This is a genomic window from Rhizobium sp. FKY42, from assembly GCF_005222835.1.
In the GTDB taxonomy this organism is placed as follows: domain Bacteria; phylum Pseudomonadota; class Alphaproteobacteria; order Rhizobiales; family Rhizobiaceae; genus Neorhizobium.
Window position 1 is genome coordinate 24,442 of record NZ_STGA01000009.1, and the last position, 18,497, is coordinate 42,938.

At 58.0% G+C, this 18,497-nt stretch carries 18 protein-coding genes and 1 pseudogene; 13 read left to right on the forward strand and 6 right to left on the reverse strand.

Annotated elements, in window-relative coordinates:
• The first annotated feature begins 10 nt into the window (after window positions 1-10).
• From E8M78_RS05105 to E8M78_RS05115, 3 genes are read left to right on the forward strand one after another with little or no spacing between them, the layout of a single operon-like run.
• On the forward strand, window positions 11-982 hold the full coding sequence (locus E8M78_RS05105) for a branched-chain amino acid ABC transporter permease (RefSeq protein ID WP_137134038.1): 972 nt from the start codon (window positions 11-13) through the stop codon (window positions 980-982).
• On the forward strand, window positions 975-1,727 hold the full coding sequence (locus tag E8M78_RS05110; protein WP_137134039.1) for an ABC transporter ATP-binding protein: 753 nt from the start codon (window positions 975-977) through the stop codon (window positions 1,725-1,727). Before E8M78_RS05105 ends, E8M78_RS05110 begins: the two co-directional genes overlap by 8 nt.
• The gene (locus E8M78_RS05115) at window positions 1,727-2,410 is read left to right on the forward strand and encodes an ABC transporter ATP-binding protein (protein WP_137134040.1); all 684 of its coding nucleotides are present in this window, start codon (window positions 1,727-1,729) and stop codon (window positions 2,408-2,410) included. Before E8M78_RS05110 ends, E8M78_RS05115 begins: the two co-directional genes overlap by 1 nt.
• A gap of 24 nt (window positions 2,411-2,434) precedes the next feature.
• Here E8M78_RS05115 and E8M78_RS05120 read toward each other — a convergent pair whose 3' ends face one another.
• Both E8M78_RS05120 and E8M78_RS05125 read right to left on the reverse strand, forming a co-directional pair.
• On the reverse strand, window positions 2,435-3,511 hold the full coding sequence (locus E8M78_RS05120) for a tartrate dehydrogenase (protein ID WP_137134041.1): 1,077 nt from the start codon (window positions 3,509-3,511) through the stop codon (window positions 2,435-2,437).
• Between the two features lie 86 nt (window positions 3,512-3,597).
• Window positions 3,598-4,566 carry a tripartite tricarboxylate transporter substrate-binding protein gene (locus tag E8M78_RS05125; protein WP_137134042.1) on the reverse strand — a complete coding sequence of 323 codons (969 nt, stop codon included), beginning with the start codon at window positions 4,564-4,566 and terminating at the stop codon, window positions 3,598-3,600.
• Window positions 4,567-4,708: 142 nt separating this feature from the next.
• Here E8M78_RS05125 and E8M78_RS05130 point away from each other — a divergent pair, with 142 nt between their 5' ends.
• Complete coding sequence (locus E8M78_RS05130; RefSeq protein ID WP_137134043.1) at window positions 4,709-5,446, forward strand: GntR family transcriptional regulator; 738 nt, start codon at window positions 4,709-4,711, stop codon at window positions 5,444-5,446.
• 54 nt (window positions 5,447-5,500) lie between these two features.
• Here the strand turns inward: E8M78_RS05130 and katG are convergent, their stop codons facing one another.
• Entirely contained in the window at window positions 5,501-7,678 is a 2,178-nt protein-coding gene (katG, locus tag E8M78_RS05135) for a catalase/peroxidase HPI (RefSeq protein ID WP_137134044.1), read from the reverse strand.
• A gap of 163 nt (window positions 7,679-7,841) precedes the next feature.
• On the opposite strand from katG, the gene E8M78_RS05140 reads away from it, so the two are divergent.
• The 9 genes and pseudogenes from E8M78_RS05140 to E8M78_RS05180 all read left to right on the forward strand — a co-directional run bounded on the left by E8M78_RS05140 (window position 7,842) and on the right by E8M78_RS05180 (window position 15,840).
• Window positions 7,842-8,765, forward strand: a complete 924-nt coding sequence (locus E8M78_RS05140; protein WP_137134045.1) for a hydrogen peroxide-inducible genes activator — start codon at window positions 7,842-7,844, stop codon at window positions 8,763-8,765.
• Window positions 8,766-8,784: 19 nt separating this feature from the next.
• Window positions 8,785-9,225 (forward strand): annotated as a pseudogene (locus tag E8M78_RS05145) (LacI family DNA-binding transcriptional regulator); the annotation flags it as partial.
• An 85-nt stretch (window positions 9,226-9,310) separates the two neighbouring features.
• Window positions 9,311-10,093 (forward strand): inositol monophosphatase family protein, encoded by a 783-nt coding sequence (locus E8M78_RS05150; protein ID WP_246658233.1) that lies wholly within the window; start codon window positions 9,311-9,313, stop codon window positions 10,091-10,093.
• A gap of 108 nt (window positions 10,094-10,201) precedes the next feature.
• Window positions 10,202-11,281: an ABC transporter ATP-binding protein gene (locus E8M78_RS05155; RefSeq protein ID WP_137134048.1), complete on the forward strand. Its 1,080-nt coding sequence runs from the start codon at window positions 10,202-10,204 to the stop codon at window positions 11,279-11,281.
• Between the two features lie 120 nt (window positions 11,282-11,401).
• Window positions 11,402-12,535 (forward strand): extracellular solute-binding protein, encoded by a 1,134-nt coding sequence (locus tag E8M78_RS05160; RefSeq protein WP_137134049.1) that lies wholly within the window; start codon window positions 11,402-11,404, stop codon window positions 12,533-12,535.
• A gap of 89 nt (window positions 12,536-12,624) precedes the next feature.
• Complete coding sequence (locus E8M78_RS05165) at window positions 12,625-13,446, forward strand: ABC transporter permease subunit (protein WP_137134050.1); 822 nt, start codon at window positions 12,625-12,627, stop codon at window positions 13,444-13,446.
• Window positions 13,443-14,258, forward strand: a complete 816-nt coding sequence (locus E8M78_RS05170) for an ABC transporter permease subunit (RefSeq protein WP_137134051.1) — start codon at window positions 13,443-13,445, stop codon at window positions 14,256-14,258. The genes E8M78_RS05165 and E8M78_RS05170 overlap by 4 nt, the downstream gene beginning before the upstream one ends.
• Window positions 14,258-15,328 carry a LacI family DNA-binding transcriptional regulator gene (locus tag E8M78_RS05175; protein ID WP_137134052.1) on the forward strand — a complete coding sequence of 357 codons (1,071 nt, stop codon included), beginning with the start codon at window positions 14,258-14,260 and terminating at the stop codon, window positions 15,326-15,328. The genes E8M78_RS05170 and E8M78_RS05175 overlap by 1 nt, the downstream gene beginning before the upstream one ends.
• Complete coding sequence (locus E8M78_RS05180) at window positions 15,325-15,840, forward strand: 2'-5' RNA ligase family protein (RefSeq protein ID WP_137134053.1); 516 nt, start codon at window positions 15,325-15,327, stop codon at window positions 15,838-15,840. The genes E8M78_RS05175 and E8M78_RS05180 overlap by 4 nt, the downstream gene beginning before the upstream one ends.
• A gap of 5 nt (window positions 15,841-15,845) precedes the next feature.
• On the opposite strand, the gene E8M78_RS05185 is transcribed toward E8M78_RS05180, so the two are convergent.
• Genes E8M78_RS05185 through E8M78_RS05195 form a run of 3 tightly spaced genes read right to left on the reverse strand, consistent with a single transcriptional unit; the run spans window position 15,846 to window position 18,455 of the window.
• Window positions 15,846-16,592, reverse strand: a complete 747-nt coding sequence (locus E8M78_RS05185) for an SDR family NAD(P)-dependent oxidoreductase (protein WP_137134054.1) — start codon at window positions 16,590-16,592, stop codon at window positions 15,846-15,848.
• A gap of 3 nt (window positions 16,593-16,595) precedes the next feature.
• Complete coding sequence (locus E8M78_RS05190) at window positions 16,596-17,495, reverse strand: carbohydrate ABC transporter permease (RefSeq protein ID WP_137134055.1); 900 nt, start codon at window positions 17,493-17,495, stop codon at window positions 16,596-16,598.
• Window positions 17,496-17,510: 15 nt separating this feature from the next.
• Window positions 17,511-18,455, reverse strand: a complete 945-nt coding sequence (locus E8M78_RS05195) for a sugar ABC transporter permease (protein ID WP_137134056.1) — start codon at window positions 18,453-18,455, stop codon at window positions 17,511-17,513.
• Window positions 18,456-18,497 lie beyond the last annotated feature (42 nt).

An 18,497-nucleotide genomic window follows, 5' to 3' on the forward strand; every position in this document is an offset into this window, starting at 1 on the left:
ACATAAGACGATGAAACGCGAGGTTTCAATAAACGCAGCCATGGCGCTGGCGCTTCTTGCCGTGCCCATCATTGCGCTGCAAATGGGCCAGACCTTCACCATCACGCTGGCAACCCGCATTGCCATTCTGGCGCTTGCGGCAACGGGGCTGAACCTTGCCCTCGGCCTCGGCGGACTGGTTTCCTTCGGACATGCCGCCTTCTTCGGGATTGGCGGCTATGCAGCGGGCATTCTTTCTGCCCATGCGCTTTCCGGCGAGCCGATGATCTTCGGCTTCGAGGGATCGCAAGCCATGCTGACGATCTGGCTTGTCGCGGCGGTGATTGCCGGTCTTGTGGGGCTCGGGATTGGTGCCGTCAGCCTGCGAACATCCGGGGTCTACTTCATCATGATCACGCTCGCCTTCGCGCAGATGATCTTTTACTTCGCGATTTCCTGGCCTGCTTACGGCGGGGAAGACGGCCTGTCGATTGCCGTGCGCAACAAGTTTCCCGGCCTGAACACCATGCGGCCCATGGAATTCTTTCTGGTTGCCTATGGGCTTTTGATGCTGACCCTCGGCCTCTTTGGGCTGATCCGGTCCTCCCGCTTCGGGGCAGCCTTGCAGGCCGTACGCCAGAACGATGTTCGTGTTGCCTCGATCGGCATCAAGCCTTTTCCCATTCGCCTGACGGCCTTCGTTCTCTCGGCCATGATCACGGCGTTGGCGGGCGCGCTTTATGCCGATCTTAATCGCTTCGTCAGCCCCTCCATGTTTTCATGGCATATGTCAGGCGAGTTGATCGTGCTCATCATCCTGGGTGGAACGGGCAGGCTTTTTGGACCGCTGGCCGGTGCAGCCTTGTATGTCATCCTCGAATTCGTGCTCGGAGGCATCACCGAACGCTGGCAGTTTTTCCTCGGTCTCATTCTGCTCGCTGTTGTTCTTTTCGCCCGTGGTGGCGTCATGGGGCTTCTGGCCGGAAAGGCACGTCATGGCTGAGACAGCTGTTCTTGAAATCAACGGGCTGGAAAAGAGCTTCGGTGCCTTGAAGGCGACCGATGGTGTCAGCCTGACCCTTCGCCCCGGCGAGATCCACGCGTTGATTGGCCCGAATGGCGCTGGTAAATCGACCCTCATTCACCAGATCTGCGGAACCCTGCGGCAGGACAAGGGAAGCATTCACTTAAGTGGACGTGATGTCAGCGCCCTGAGCGTTGCCGAGCGTGCGCGTCTGGGCCTGGGCAGAACGTTTCAGATTTCCTCGTTGGCAGGCGAGTTTTCCGCGCTGCGCAATGTCATGCTGGCAGTTCAGGCGCGCCAGGGTTCCAGCTTCCGCTTCTTCAAGCCGGTCATGAAAGACGCATCGCTGGTGGATGCGGCAATGGAGCGGTTGGGCCGTGTTGGCTTGGCAGACAGAGCCCATGTTCCCGCTGCCGAACTTTCGCACGGCGAGAAGCGACAGCTGGAAATTGCCATTGCCCTGGCGCTCGATGTGCGAGCCTTTCTGCTTGATGAACCGATGGCCGGGATGGGACCGGAGGGCTCAAAGACTCTAACCCGCTTTCTGGATGGGCTTCGGCAGGAGGCACCCATTCTGCTTGTCGAGCACGATATGGATGCGGTCTATGCGCTGGCGGATCGCATTTCGGTTCTGGTCTATGGCCGCATCATCGCAACCGGTACTGTGGATGAAATCCGCAACGACCCAACTGTGCGCACAGCCTATCTGGGAGATCACGCCTGATGCTGCTGGATGTTCAGGAAATCACCGCCTTTTATGGCTCGAGCCAGGCTCTGTTCGGGGTGGATCTACAGCTTTCCGAAGGGGAAGTGGTGGCCTTGATGGGCCGCAACGGCATGGGCAAGTCCACCACCATCAAGGCCATTTGCAATCTGGTGCCGCCGCGCGGCGGCAGCATTTCTTTCAACGGTGTCACCACCCGTGCAATGCCCACACACAAGGTGGCGCGGTTGGGGATAGGTCTTGTGCCGGAAGGCAGGCGCTGCTTCCCGAACCTGACCGTCTATGAGAATCTGGTGACAGCTGCACGACCCGGTCGCTGGACACTGGAGCGAGTCTTCGAACTGTTTCCGAGGCTGGAGGAACGCCGCAACCAGTTGGCGCGCTCGCTTTCTGGCGGAGAACAGCAAATGCTGGCTGTGGGCCGCGCTCTGATGACCAATCCGCGCTTGCTCATTCTCGACGAGGCGACAGAAGGCCTCGCGCCCGTTATCCGGCAGGACATATGGAGAGCGATCCGCTCTCTGAAAGCGGATGGTCTTTCGATCCTCGTCGTGGATAAGACTCTTTCCGAACTCCTGCCGGTTGCCGATCGATGTGTCGTGCTGGAGAATGGCAGGACCGTTTGGTCCGGCGCACCGACGGAACTGACAGCGCAGCTACAGGACCGCTATCTGGGGGTATGATCCCCCAGAAGCTTATAGCGCGTATTAAAGGATATTCGATCCGGCGATTGCTTCGCAGACCGCCTGCGTCACCTGCGCCGTATTGGCGGTCCCGCCGACATCAGGGGTAAGAATACCGGCGCCCGTGACACGCTCGACAGCCGCCATCAGCCGCGTCGCAGCGTCCTTCTCACCCAGATGCTCCAGCATTTGCGCAGCCGTCCAGAAAGTGGCAACCGGATTTGCTATACCCTTGCCGGTGATATCAAAGGCCGAGCCGTGGATCGGTTCGAACATCGAAGGGTAGCGGCGTTCGGGATCGATATTTCCTGTCGGCGCAACACCCAGACTTCCCGCAAGCGCACCAGCGAGATCGGAGAGGATATCGGCGTGCAGGTTGGTTGCGACGATCGTATCCAGGCTCTTCGGGTTCAGCGTCATGCGCACCGTCATCGCGTCCACAAGCATCTTGTCCCAGGTAACATCCGGATATTCTTTCGAGACTTCAGCAGCAATTTCATCCCACATCACCATGCCATGGCGCTGGGCGTTGGACTTGGTGACCACAGTGAGCAATTTGCGTGGCCGCGACTGAGCAAGTTTGAAAGCATAGCGCATGATGCGGGTAACACCCACGCGGGTGAAAATGGCCACCTCGGTTCCGACTTCCTCCGGCAGGCCGCGATGGGCACGGCCGCCATGGCCGGAATATTCACCTTCGGAGTTTTCCCGAACAATCACCCAGTCTAGATCGCCCGGCCCGCAATTGCGCAAAGGTGGCGTGATGCCGGGAAGGATCTTCGTTGGCCGTACATTGGCATATTGATCGAAGCCCTGGCAGATAGGCAAACGCAACCCCCACAGGGTCACATGGTCGGGCACGTCCGGCGCGCCAACGGCACCGAAGAAGATGGCATCAAAGCCCTTCAACGTTTCAAGTCCATCCGCAGGCATCATCACGCCATGGCGCTTGTAGTAGTCAGAACCCCAATCAAACGTCTCAGCGCGAATGCGAAAATCGCCGCTGCGCTTTTCGAGAGCCTCCAGAACCTGCAATCCGGCTGCGATGACTTCGGGTCCAATTCCATCCGCCGGAATGGCGGCAATCCGGTATTCTCTCATAGACGTCTCGTTCAACAGTGTTGGCGGTAGCGGTTGCCACAGATTATGGGAAGAAGCCGAAGCAGCCCTTGCTCCGGCTTCCTATGTTACTTAGGCGATTTAGCAATGAGGGCGCTCAGTCGCTGGAGCTCAGACTTGAATTTGGCATCCAGGGCGGCAGGTGTTGCCTGATCTTCTGAAACAGGCGATGTCCCAAGCGTCGCGAAGCGTTCGACCACGACAGGGTCCTTCAAAGCGGTCTTCAAAGCATCGGAAAGGGTTTTGCGGATCGGCTCCGGCGTTCCTTTCGGGGCCCAGATGGCATGCCAGGCGCTTAATTCAAACCCTTGGATGCCACTTTCGCTCACTGTGGGCAAATCCGGGAAAAGCGGAATGCGCTTGGCCGTGGTGACAGCGAATGCCTTGATTTCATTTGCCTTGATCTGCGTTGCCGTATTGGTCGTCTGGTCGCATGCCAGATCGATACGCCCACCGATGAGATCGGTCATCGCCGGTCCCATGCCTTTATAGGGAACAACGGTCATCTTGGCACCGACAGCATCTTGAATGAGCCGTCCGCACAGATCGGAGACGGCACCCGTGCCAGCCGTGCCAAACGTCACAGCCGCGGCATCCTTCTTCAGACCAGCCAAAAGCTCTCCAAGCGTCGTGGCTGGATAATCCTTGCGCGCGACAACCGTCATCGGCACTTCCGTTACAAGACCGACGCTCGTCAGTTCCTCAGGCTTGAACGGAAGGTTGGGATACAGGGACGCAAATGTCGCGACGCCGATGTGGTAAAGGACCAGGCGATAGCCATCAGGATCGGACTGGGCGACCGAGGCCGTTCCAAGTGATCCGCCCGCGCCACCCATGTTCTCTATGATGATCTGCTGACCAAGCGTCTTCGACATGGACTGCGCGACCAGCCGTGCAACCGTGTCGCTGGGCCCACCAGCGGCTGCCGGGACCATCAGGGTAATTGTCTTCGACGGGTATTTATCTTGCGTGAATGCTTGCGTTGTCATTCCTCCGAGAATGGCCACCGCAGCAACTGCCAGACGCACTGATTTCATCTCGTTCTCCTCCCGAAACGGCATAATGCCTCCACATCTGCCGTACCATGCAAACTTGCATGCAAGTTACCATTCCAGCTTGTAGGCTGTTTGTCAATGGCATCACGTTCGGCTATGAAGGATGATGACTGGCAGGCAGCAGATGGCACAGACTGAACAGAACCCGCGGGTTTCCGCTCCAAATCTTGAAGTTGCAGCTCACGACCTTGAGACAGGGCAACCGGGACGCGTGAATGCCGCCTATCAGGCCATCAAGGCCGCGATCCGCAACAATACCTTCCCCCCCGGCTTTCAGGCAGCGGAAGTCGAAATCGCCCGCCAGCTTGGCATGAGCCGGACACCGGTCCATGAGGCGATGGCGCGCCTGCAGGAAGATGGATTGGTGCGAATTCTGTCGCGCAAAGGCATTCTCATCTGTCCGCTCTCACCGGAAGACATCGAAGAGATCTACGAGATCACCATCGCGCTGGAGGGCGCTGCAGCCGCAAAGATTGCAGGCTTCATGGAGACGGAGCGAGACGCCGGCCTAACCGCCCTGCGTGAGGCGACAAATGCGATGCGCACTGCCATTGAGGCGGGAGATATGCAGGCTTGGGCGGCAGCCGACGAGAATTTTCATGAGCTCCTGTTATCGGGCAGCGGAAACAAGCGACTGATGCGGATGGCCGGAACCGTGGCAGACCAGTTGCACCGAACGCGGATGCTCACGCTTAATCTGCGCCCCCCGCCGCTGAATTCGGCGGAAGAACACGATGCGATTATTGCAGCGATTCAGCGGGGTGATAGTGAAGGTGCCAGCCAGGCGGCGCGCTATCATCGGCAAAGGGCAAAGGATCAGCTCATCCCTCTGATCCGCAAACTCAACCTTCGAAATCTTTAATAGAAAAGGAGCCCGCCGGACGGCGAGCCCCCACAGATTGTGAATCCGGTCCGATCAGACAGCGAGGTCGAATCGATCGGCGTTCATGACCTTGGTCCAAGCCGCCACGAAGTCACGCACGAACTTTTCCTGAGCGTCGTCCTGCGCATACACTTCTGCGTAGGCGCGCAGGATCGAGTTGGAACCGAACACGAGGTCAGCGCGCGTCGCCGTGTACTTCGTTACACCCGTCTTGCGATCAACGATATCGTAGGAGTTCTTGCCGGTCGGCTTCCAGGTGAACTTCATATCCGTCAGGTTGACGAAGAAGTCGTTGGTCAACTGGCCTTCACGATCCGTGAACACACCGTGCTTGGTACCGCCGTGATTGGTGCCGAGCACACGCAGACCACCGAGAAGAACCGTCGTTTCCGGACCAGTCAAGCCCATCAGCTGAGCGCGATCGAGCAGCATCTCTTCCGGGCTGACGACGTAATCCTTCTTGGCCCAGTTACGGAAGCCATCGGCCAGCGGCTCCAGAACCGCGAAGCTGGCCGCATCGGTCTGCTCTGCCGTGGCATCGCCGCGACCTGCTGCGAACGGAACTTCGACGGTGAAACCAGCAGCCTTGGCAGCCTGCTCAACACCGACATTACCGCCGAGAACAATGACATCGGCAAGGCTGGCACCGAATTCGGCTGCGATCGGTTCCAGCACGGCCAGAACCTTGGCAAGACGCGCCGGTTCATTGCCTTCCCAGTCCTTCTGCGGAGCAAGGCGAATACGCGCACCATTTGCACCGCCGCGCAGATCCGAACCACGGAAGGTGCGAGCGCTATCCCAAGCGGTTGCGACAAGCTCAGCCGTAGAGAGGCCGGATGCAGCAATCTTGGCCTTGATCGCGCCAACGTCGTAATTCTTGGGACCAGCGGGGATCGGATCCTGCCAGATCAGATCTTCGGTGGGCGCCTCGGGACCGATGTAGCGAATGCGGGGGCCAAGGTCACGGTGCGTTAGCTTGAACCAGGCGCGCGCGAACGTGTCGTTGAAGTAATCCGGGTTCGCCATGAACTTTTCGCAGATGGCGCGATAGGTCGGATCGACCTTCATCGCCATATCGGCGTCCGTCATCATCGGCATGCGGCGAATGGACGGGTCGCTGGCGTCAACCGGCTTGTCTTCTTCCTTGATACCGATCGGCTGCCACTGGTGCGCACCAGCCGGGCTCTTCGTCAATTCCCAGTCATAGCCGAACAGCAGTTGGAAATAGCCCATGTCGAAAACGGTCGGGTTGGTGGTCCATGCACCCTCGATGCCAGACGTTACCGCAAGGCTTGCCTTGCCGTTCTGGTGCGGATTCATCCAGCCAAAGCCCTGGTTTTCGATGGCGCCAGCCTCTGGCTCCGGTCCGAGTTCCTGCGCCAGACCGTTGCCATGTGCCTTGCCAACTGTGTGGCCGCCAGCCGTCAGGGCCGCGGTCTCTTCGTCGTTCATCGCCATGCGGGCGAAGGTTTCGCGGATCTGCGCAGCGGTTGCCAGCGGATCCGGATTGCCGTTCACACCTTCCGGGTTGACGTAGATGAGGCCCATCTGCACAGCGGCAAGCGGGTTTTCCATCGTGTTTGGCTTTGTGACGTCCTCATAACGGCTGTCGGAAGGTGCAAGCCATTCCTTTTCAGCGCCCCAGTAAACATCCTTTTCCGGACCCCAGATATCCGGGCGACCGAAGGAGAAACCGAAGGTCTTGAGACCCATGTCTTCGTAGGCGACAGTTCCTGCGAAGAGAATGAGGTCGGCCCAGGAAATCTTGTTGCCGTACTTCTTCTTCAACGGCCACAGGAGACGGCGCGCCTTGTCGAGGCTGGCATTGTCCGGCCAGGAATTCAGCGGAGCAAAACGAATGTTGCCGGAACCGCCGCCACCGCGGCCATCGGCGAGACGGTAAGAACCTGCGGAGTGCCAAGCCAGACGGATCATCAGACCGCCGTAGTGACCCCAGTCAGCCGGCCACCACTCCTGGCTGTCACGCAGCAGGGCCTTCATGTCGGCCTTCAGGGCAGCGACATCGAGGGACTTGACCGCTTCGCGATAGTTAAAGCCCTGGTCGAGTGGGTTCGTCTTGGCATCGTGCTGGTGCAAGATGTCGAGATTGAGGGCGTTGGGCCACCACGCAACGGTCGATTGGCCGGAAACAGTGTTGCCACCGTGCATGACCGGACATTTGCCGGCTGAGTTCGTTTTATGCGCGTCCATGAGGTTCTCCGACGATCTTTCCGTTTATTTCGGTAAACTGGTAGGTCATACCAATGCAGTGTGAAAACAAATTGTCCTTGGGTAATTCATCCCGGCAGAGGCCTAGCAGACGAGTTCCATAGTTTCCAATTGTATATTCCTAACGGTTCGATATGCTGCGGTTATGATTGGCCTCTCCATGAAACATTTGCGATACTTTGAGTCGCTGGCCCGACACCGCCATTTCGGGCGGGCAGCAGAAGATTGTTCCATATCGCAACCGGCGCTTTCCGTGCAGATCAAGGAACTGGAAGATCTGATCGGCGCACCGCTTGTCGAAAGAGGTCGGCGCCAGATTCATCTCACAGGATTGGGCGAAGTTTTTGCCGAGCGCGCCGGTGAAATTTTGCGGTCTGTGGATGAACTGGCAGATCTTGCCCGCTCCACCAACGGACCCTTAAGCGGACGGCTGCGGATCGGCGTCATACCGACTGTCGCGCCTTATCTCTTGCCGGAACTCATGAAGTCCATGGCTGCCCGCTATCCTCTGGTGGATGCGCGCCCCAGGGAAGCGATTACGCAAAAGCTGATTGAGGATATGGTCGACGGCAAGCTGGATGTAGCCATCGTCGCCCTGCCCGTTTCCGAACCCTCGCTCGAGGAAGTTCCCCTGTTCGAAGAAGAGTTCGTTCTGGTGAGACCGATCGAGGATGCCGCGAAGCCGGTACCAAGCGCTGACATGCTGAAGCAGATGCGCCTGCTGCTGCTTGAGGAAGGACATTGCTTCCGCGAGCAGGCTCTTTCATTCTGCAACATACCAAGTGCGCCGCCGCGCGACCTGATGGAAGGGAGCTCGCTGTCCACCCTCGTGCAAATGGTCGGAGCGGGGATAGGCGTAACCCTGATCCCTCGCATGGCAATCGACATTGAGGTGCACCGAGCCAATGTTGCAGTGTCTCAACTCGCCGATCCCAAACCGACACGTACGATCGGCATCGTGTGGCGCCATTCGAACCCGCTGGCCACACAGTTCGGCCAGATCATCGAGATTATTCGAGATCTCGGCGTCAACAGGCAAAACGGCGGCAAGAACCTGATCAGCAAGTGAAGCCCCGCACCCTCAACAGCGTCGGCGCCAGGGTTTCGACGATGCGATGAATGCGGCACGAATTGCACCGGAAAACAGACTGGTTCTGGATGGCGATGGCACAATTGAAAGCGGACGACTTGCAGTCGAGCAGGTTTTCATGCGTGACACCCTGCCTACAGCCTTCATGTGCGTGAACGATGCGACAGCGCTTGGCGTGATGAATGGCCATGCCGCCCGCGGTTACGACATTCCCCGAGAATTTTCGGTGATCGGCTTCGACGATGTACCGCAGGCAACCTATGTCAAACCGGCGCTCACCACTATCCGCCAGCCCCGTTCGGCCATCGGTAAACAAGCCATGGCATCGCTTCTGACCATGCTCAAGACACCGGATCAGAAACCAAGCGCGCATCTCATCATGCCCGATCTCATCGTTCGCGGCTCCGTCAGCGAACCGCTTTCCGCGACCTCAAGATGAATTTGTAAGTATCCTTACGTAAGAATTGACATGCTTGCACAGCTGTGCAAATTTCATCAGGCCGGGACGCTTGGGAGGGCGGAACTTGGATGGTTTGGACCACAAGGCAGATTTCTGCCGTCAGATCATTGTCGAAGCTGGCGCCATTGCGCTGGCAGGCTACGGCAAGTCGCGACAAACTCAGATGAAGGGTCCGCAGGACTATCTGACGGAAACGGATGGCCGCTGCGAGGAATTTCTGCGGCAGCGATTACTGAAAGCCTTTCCGGACGATGGCTTCTTCGGCGAGGAAAGCGGCGGCACCTCCGGAGAAAAGCTTTGGGTCGTCGACCCCATCGACGGAACAGCCAATTTCGCTCGCAACATTCCACATTTTTGTATTGCGATGGCCCATGTGGTTGACGGCGTGACCGAGATCGGTGCGATTTACAATCCGGTTCTGAACGAACTCCATTTTGCGCAACGCGGACGCGGCGCCACATGCAACGGCGTTCCAATCTCGGTCTCGGGTCGCGCTGAGGCCAGTTCTGCGACCGTAGAACTTGGCTGGTCCACGCGGATCGCCAAAAGTGGCTATCTCTCATCGCTTGAAGCTCTCATCGATGCAGGCTTCAACGTTCGCCGCGCCGGCTCCGGCGCGCTGGGCATTGCCTATGTCGCGGATGGCCGCAACGACGCTTATGCCGAAGCGCACATGAACTCGTGGGATTGTCTTGCCGGCTTGCTGATGGTGGAGGAAGCGGGCGGCCTCGTTTGCTCCTTTGAAGGACCTGAAAAGATCCTGCGCGGCGGTCCGGTCCTGGCGGTTACCCCGTGCCTAGCTGAGGCTGTTTGCCGGGCGACCGGCATCACATTGAAAGTTGAATAGCCGCCGATATCGGGAAATCGAGGAGGATCGCCCGATGTCACTAATAAAGCGGCATATTCACAAAACTGTTGCACAGCTGTGCATATTATCTGTGACAAGGAGGCACGGATGAGCGGTTACTTAAACATATCACAGGCGCGCGTTCGCTATGGCGAGGTTGAAATCCTGAAAGGGGTAGATCTTGCTGTGAAGAAGGGCGAATTCGTCGCTCTGCTCGGCTCTTCGGGCTGCGGCAAAACAACATTGCTGCGAACGGTTGCGGGTTTCAACACGCCAACACATGGCACGATTTCCATCGACGGCAAGGATGTCACTCGCCTTCCGCCTGACAAGCGGGGCATGGCGCTGGTGTTCCAGTCCTATGCCCTCTGGCCCCACATGACGGTGGACCAAAACATCGGCTATGGCCTCAAGCTTCGGCGCACCGAAACCGGCATTGCTAAGAAACGTATCGATGAGATGAAGGGTCTCCTGGGTCTCGATGCGCTCGGCCATCGCAAGCCGGGAGAACTCTCGGGGGGACAGCGTCAGCGCGTGGCGCTGGGGCGGGCTCTGGCGATCAATCCGGAAATCCTGTTGCTGGACGAACCGCTTTCCAACCTCGATGCGCGGATACGACTGACAGTTCGCCACGAGATCAGCGCCCTCCAGCGTCGCCTCGGCATCACAGCCGTCCACGTGACCCATGATCGTGAAGAAGCCATGGTGATGGCAGATAGGATCGTCATCTTGAATGCCGGTGAAATTGCACAGGTCGGCTCGCCACTCGAGGTTTACAACAGGCCAAATTCGGCCTTCGTTGCAGCCTTCATGGGGGCCGAAAACCTGATCGATCTCGATATCGTGGTGCATGGCGAAACGGTTGACGTGAAGGAGGGCCGCTATAACGGTCCGGCCTCATTTTCGAAAGCTGGTCGAACGCTTCTCACAGGCGCAGCAATTGCCAGGTTCCGCAGCGAGGCCATCACGCTCTCTGCCAAAGTTGATCCCAGCCATGCACCCGGGCAGCCTCACCTTCTGCTTCGCGGGCATGTTGAGCAAGTCAGCTATCCGGGCGGCATCTGGCGGCATGTCATCCATATCGGCGACCGTACCGTGATCGTGGATTCGCACACCCGCTTCGAAGACGGAGCAGAGGTCGAAATGCGTATTCCGGAAGATCGACTTTACATCTTTCCCCCCACCTGAAGGGGAAGACGGAGCGAACGCTCCGACCGGCGGTTTCCTATCCGCCGTTCAACCCGGGCTCCGGCGTACATGAACGGGCCTGCATTGCCTTGGACAACAAAACCCCAAAGGGAGGTTGCAATGAAGAAAGCAGCGTATTCCATCCTGGCGCTCGGCCTCAGCACCTCGCCGCTCATGGCGCAGGAACTGACTGTCATGACGGCGGGCGACCAGAACATGGTTGACTACATCAACGAGTTCCTCGGACCAATGTTCGAAAAGCAGAATCCCGGCGTGAAGGTTCGCGCTGTCGGAACCGGTCCGGGCGATGCAGGCTCGCAGAAGATCCTTGAGCGGTTCGATGCGCAGGCCCAGGCCAATGTTCAGACATGGGATGCCGACGTCGCCGTGGTGCACGAAAAGTTCGTCGGCCCGATGGTTGAAAAGAGCTATCTGGAAAAGTACCGCGGCAAGATCGAAAGCGGCGCTCTTGTCACGCGCGCCAATGCCAAGATGGCGTTGGGCACAAATGTTGACGGCTATGTCATGCCGATGTTCAACAGCCAGACGGCGCTTGCCTACAACCCCGTCCTTGTTCCAAATCCGCCCAAGAGCTACGAAGAGCTTGTTGCCTGGGCCAAGAAGAATCCGAAGCAGTTTGGCTATAACGGCATCAAGGGCGGTGCATCTGGCGTGAGCTTCGTCATGGGCTGGATCTACGCTTTCGGCGGCGATGCGAACAAGCTGCAGAACGGTCCGTTCGATGCTGCTGAGGCTACAAGATGGAACGACTCCTTCAACAAGCTCAAGGAGTTCACGACGAATGCGACCCTGACGCCCGGCAATGCCGGCACTATGGACATGCTGAGCCGCGGCGAAATCGCCATCGGTCCGGTCTGGGTCGATATGTTCTATTCCTGGAAGGCCAAGGGCCAGTTGCCGCCAGACATGAAACTTGTGCTTCCTGCGCCGGGCATGCCGGGCCAGCCCATGCATTACACCATTCCTGCCAAGGCCCCGCACAAGGATCTTGCCGAGAAGTTCGTGAACCTTGCCACCACCCCGGAAGTCCAGGCCAAGGGTATCGTAGAACGCTTCAACTGGTATCCAGGCATTGATGCGCAGCACGTGCAGGCCAAACTCGACAAGGCAACCTGGGAAAAGCTCTTCACTGATATTTCCCCGGATGATCTCGCCAAGAACGGCAAGGCTTTCCCGATTGCTCCATACAACAAGGCAATCCTTGAAGCCTACGAACGTCAGGTCGGAAACTGACCAACCTTCAAGGGATGCGGGTCTCGACCCGCATCCCCCTGACCCAGGCGACGAAACTCGCTCACCTCTACATGTCCGGGTGATCCATCATGCCATTACCATTGATCGGGCTGCTGCTGGTCACGCCCGCCCTCATCATCGTGTTGCTTCTTTTCATCGTGCCGCTAGCAAGCTCGGTCACCGGTGCGTTCGATGCGGACGGACGCTTCGGCTTCGCCAATTTCTATAAAGCCTTCGAGCTTTACAGCAGCGATATCCTTTTCACGATCGTTATCGTTTCGCTTTCGGCGGCGCTGATTGGCCTCTGCTCGGTTGCGATTGGCGGATACCTGACGCTGGGCTCCAACCCGAAGGCGGTTGCCATCCTGCGCTGGCTCTATCGCTGGCCGCTTTTTGTGCCTTTCATCGTCGTCGGTCAGATACTGCGAACCTTTCTCGCGAAGAACGGGTTGATGAACAGCATGCTGATCGAAACCGGTGTGCTGACACCGCTGCAAACCATGAGCTTTCTGGACTGGCGCGGCATTGTGGTCGCCTTCGTCTGGAAACAGACGCCGTTCGTCACGCTGCTGCTGGCGGGTGCCATGGCCTCGCTGGATCGTTCGATGATAGAGTCCGCGCGCAATCTGGGTGCCGGACGTCTACGCATTCTCATCGAAATCATCCTGCCACAGGTTTTGCCAACGCTTATGGTCGGCCTCATTCTCAGCTTCGTCACAATGATGTCGGTGCTTTCGGTGCCGTTGATGATCAACGCGCAGTCCCCAACCATGATCACCGCCAGCATGGCATTCCGCATCAATGCCTATGGTGACTACGGCGTGGCCAATGCGCTTGGCGTGATCTCGCTCCTCACCACCAGTCTTGTGGCCTGGATTTATCTGCGGCAAACCATGAGGGAACATAGATGAACACGCTTATGATCGACCTGAAGTGGATACCTCGTGCACTTGGTCTCGGCCTTCTGGCCTTCGCCATCTTCGGGCCGCTGACGAACCTGCTGCTCTGGGCTATCGCAGAGAAATGGTATTTCCCCCATGCGCTGCCGCTGCAATACGGCTTCTCCTATTGGGTGAACGTTTTCTCGCCCCGCGGTAACGCAACGGGTTCCCTGTTGATGAGCATTCTCATTGCCAGCCTTACCGTGGTGCTCTCCATCGGACTCGCGATACCGGCGGGCTATGCCTTGGCGCGCCTAAAGTTGCCGCTGCGCGGTCTCATCCTGCTCATCCTCCTTGTTCCGCAGGCATTCCCCAACCTGCCGGTCTACGTGAATATTGCCCGAATCTTCTACCAGTTCGGTTTGAATGGAACGGTCATCGGTGTCGTGCTGGTGCATGTCACGCACGGGCTGGTCTATGCGGTCTGGATCGCAACCGCTGCATTTTCCGCGATCGACCGAGAACTGGAAGAAGCAGCTCGCTCCATGGGCGCCTCGGCGCTGCGTACTTTCCGGGATGTGACCTTGCCGATTGCGGCACCCGGCCTTCTCGCCAGCGCCGTCTTCGTGTTCCTGGAATCGCTCGACGAATTTACCGGCACCTATTTCGTGGGCGCGCCGGATATCTCCACCCTGCCACTCCTGCTCTACACTGCCAGCTCTGGCGGCAACTATCAGATTGCGTCTATCACTGCTCTCATCCTACTTATTCCTTCGATTGCGTTCATGCTGGTCATTGAACGCTTCCTGCGGGCAGATGTGCTTTCCAAGGTGGGCCGGTAATGGCAGAGAAAAACAGCACGGATGAAATGGAGTTACCGCGCTTCATCAGTGCGCATGAAGTCGCGCAACGCGCAGGTGTCTCACGCTCTGCCGTTTCCCGCACATTTACCCATGGCGCCAGCGTATCCCCCGCAACGCGGGAGAAGGTGCTCCGCGCGGCAGAAGAACTCGGCTATCAGGTCAACGATCTGGCCCGCGGCCTTCTGGCAAATCGTAGCCAGCTGATCGGGATGATTGCCTCGGATGCCGAGACACCGTTCCGCTCGCAGCAGATCGCCGCACTTTCCCGCCTGCTGATTGAAAGCGGAAGGGTTCCGGTGCTCATCACCACGGATCAATCGGAAGCGGGCCGCGCCTCTCACGCGACATTGCTGAGATACAGGGCACAGGCAACCATCGTTCTTTCTGGCATGCCGTCGAAAGCATTTGTTGATTTGGCGCAGCGCAACGGCCAGCCATTGATTGCGGTTGGACGAAACGAAGTCGGGCCGGACCATATCCGCGTGAACAACGCGCTGGCCGCGGAAACCGCCGTACAGATTTTCGCAACACGCGGCATGCAGCGTATCGGCCTCGTGACATCTGCCGTTGGTAGCCCTAACCTGGTGGAGCGCGAAGAGGCCTACACGCGCAAGGCAAGAGACCTCGGCCTTGACGTTTACGTAGAGCGCGCCGAGCGCACCAATTACGATGGCGGAACGCTCGCCGCATCGCTACTTCTGACCAAGGAACGCAAGATCGAAGGCGTGTTCTGCGTTAATGATCTGATGGCTTTCGGACTGATGGACTATGCCCGTGATATGCTGGGTCTTTCTATTCCGGAGGATCTGTCAGTCATCGGACTGGACGATGTGCCTCAAGCCCGCTGGGGTGCTTACCGGCTGACGACATTCCAGCAGAATGCTGAGCGGCAGGCGCGTGAAATCCTTCAGGTGCTGGAACAACGTCTAAAGGAGCCGGCAGGTCCGCCGATTACGACGCAGCTGGATTTGCCGCTCATGGTGCGCGATACGGTGCGCGCCCTTCCCGCAAAAAAGACGGATGCAGGCGAGGAGGTTCCATCTCAATGAATGAATGGCATTCCATCTGGCTGATGCCGGCAGCAGACGATCTCGCGTTTTTCCAAAGCATCGTCGAGGATTTGTCAGGCAGGCTTGGCACAGAGGCCTTCTGCCCGCACCTGACCTTGATGGAAGACATGCCACGGTCACGGGATGATCTGGCGACGGTGCTATCCCGGCATTTCACCGGGCAGAAATCATTCGAGGCGACGATCAATCGCGTCGATGGCTTGCCGCTCTTCTTCCGCTCGCTCTTTGCAGGTTTCGAGGCTGCCGGTCCTCTTATCGACCTGAAGACACTGGCGGTGAAAGCTTTCGAGCGCGGGGATGTTGAAAGTTTCATGCCACACGTTTCACTCGCTTACGGCGTGACCGAAGAGCAGAAGGCGCAGCCGATTGCTGATCTCAGTGCCCGTCTGACTGACAAAGTGATCCGCTTCACGGAGGTCGCGGTTACGGCTTCGGCGCAATCCATTCCCATCAAGGACTGGCAGATCGTGCATCGACACGCGCTCATCTGACGCTGTCAGTAAGTCGCGCGGCCTCCCGACAGATCAAACACCGCACCGGTCGTGAAACTGTTTTCAGCGGAGACAAGCCATGTCACCATGGCTGCCGCCTCTTCCACCTTCAGGAAGCGACCACGCGGAATTTTCGATCGCATGTATTCGATGAAGTCGTCGCTCAACTGTTCGAGGATGCGTGTCTGCGCCGTCGCGGGAGTAATGCAGTTCACGGCGATATCGAAGCCCGCCAGTTCCTTGCCGAGCGATTTTGTCATGCCGATCACCGCCGCCTTGGACGCAGAATAGGCGGAGGCATTGGGATTGCCTTCCTTGCCCGCGATGGAAGCGATGTTGACGATGCGTCCATAATTGCGCGCTTTCATTCCCGGCACACAGACGCGGTTGACGTAAAACGTACCGTGCACGTTGATATCGATGATTTTCTTGAACATCTCGACATCGTAGACATCGAGCGGCGCTGCGGGTCCGGCAATGCCTGCCGAATTGACGAGGATGGAGACAGGACCCTGCCTCTCCTCGCTCTCCCGATGCGCAGCTTCGACAACGGAGTAGTCAGTGATGTCGACAGCGACACTTCGGGCGTTGGCACCTAGAGCTGAAACCGCCTCCGACAGCAGTGCTTCGTTCACGTCCCACAGAGTAACCTTGGCGCCCGATTCCACGAAGCGTCTGGCCATGGCGAAGCCCAAACCTTGAGCTCCGCCAGTCACGACAGCGTGCTGTCCTGAAAGATCATAACTGTTCATATGCTATTCCTTGACCGCGCCGGTCATCGACGAAACGTAGTAGTCCACGAAAAACGAGTAGAGAATGACGACCGGCAGAGAGCCGAACAGCGCGCCCGCCATCAACGAACCCCATTCGAAGATATCGCCACGCACAAGTTCGGTCAGAACGCCCACCGGCACCGTCTTGTTTTCAGACGACTGAATGAAGGTCAGGGCGTAGATGAACTCGTTCCACGACAGTGTGAAGGCGAAGATACCAGCCGAAATCAGCCCTGGCACCGCCAGCGGCAAAATGATCTTGGAGAGGATCTGCCAACGGCTTGCCCCGTCAACCAATGCGCTTTCTTCCAGCTCGAACGGGATCGAACGGAAATAGCCCATCAGGAGCCAGGTGCAGAAGGGAATGAGGAAGGTTGGATAGGTGAAGATCAGCGCCAGACGGGAGTCATAAATGCCGATCTTGAAGACGATGAAGGCAAGCGGAATGAACAGGATGGATGGCGGCACCAGATAGGCAAGAAAGATGAACAGGCCGATGGACCGCGATCCCGTAAAGCGGATGCGCTCGATGGCATAGGCGCCGAACACCGATGCCAGAAGTGACAGGAAGGTAGAGGCAAAGGCCACGACCATGGTGTTCCACAGCCAGCCGGGATAGGAGGTTTCGAACAGAAGATATTTGATGTGCTCGAGCGTGGCCCCGACAACCCAGAAGGGGCTGTAATTGTCGTAATCCGTCAGCTGCGAATTCGGCTTCACCGCTGTAATCGCCATCCAGTAGAACGGAAACAGCAGCACGAAGACGAACAGCGCCATCGGAATATAGATGGTGACGATACGGCGCGGCAGCCTGTTGAGGTAGGACATGCCCTGACTGTCGTCGGTAAGCGTGGCCTCGGCGGCCTGGACCTTGGTGTTCATTGAACAGCTCCTGAGTTAATCGCCGCCGCCCTGCTGCCACTTGCGCCGCTGCAGGCCGAAGAAGGAAAACATGATGGCTGCCAGCAGGAAGGGCACCATGGCAACCGCAATGGCAGCACCCTCGCCCAGCTGTCCGCCGGGAATGGCGCGCTGGAAGGATAATGTTGCCATGAGATGCGTGGCATTGACCGGACCGCCCTTGGTCAGCACATAGATCAGCTGGAAATCTGTGAAGGTGAACAGCACCGAGAGAGTCATCACCACCGCAATGATCGGCGTGAGCATCGGCAGTGTCACATGCCGGAAGCGCTGCCAGCTCGAGGCACCGTCCAAGGAGGCGGCCTCTTGAAGCGAGGCGGGTATGGTCTGCAGACCCGCGAGGAGCGAGATGGCGACGAAAGGAATGCCGCGCCAGACATTGGCTGCAATGACCGACGCCCTTGCATTGGTCGGATCACCCAGGAAGTTGATGGGCGCATCGATCAGCCCCATTTTCATCAGCGACCAGGAGACAATCGAGAACTGCGCATCGTAAATCCACCAGAAGGCCAGCGCCGAGAGAACAGTGGGGACGACCCAGGGCAAGAGCACGATGGCGCGGAAGAAGGATTTGAATGGCAGGTGCTCGTTCAACAAAAGCGCCAGCCAGAGACCTAAAGCAAACTTCAGCACGGAGGCGACTGTTGTATAGAGGACGGTATTGAACACCGACATCCAGAACACGCTATCACTCCAGAGGAACTGATAGTTTTCAAGCCCGATAAATATGCCGTCCCGGCCGATCTTCGTATCGGTAAAACCTAGCCACACGCCTAACCCAAGCGGATAGGTGAGGAAGCACAGCAGAAACACTGCTGCGGGAAGCATGAAAAGAAAGCCGAGAAAATCGCGGTTGTTGCCGAGACGGGCACCGAGCGAACGCTGCGGCGCATTCTGACCGGCCGATGAGGGCATCGTCATGACGGTTCACTCCAAAGCGCTGAAAATCGGAGGGGCGCTAGG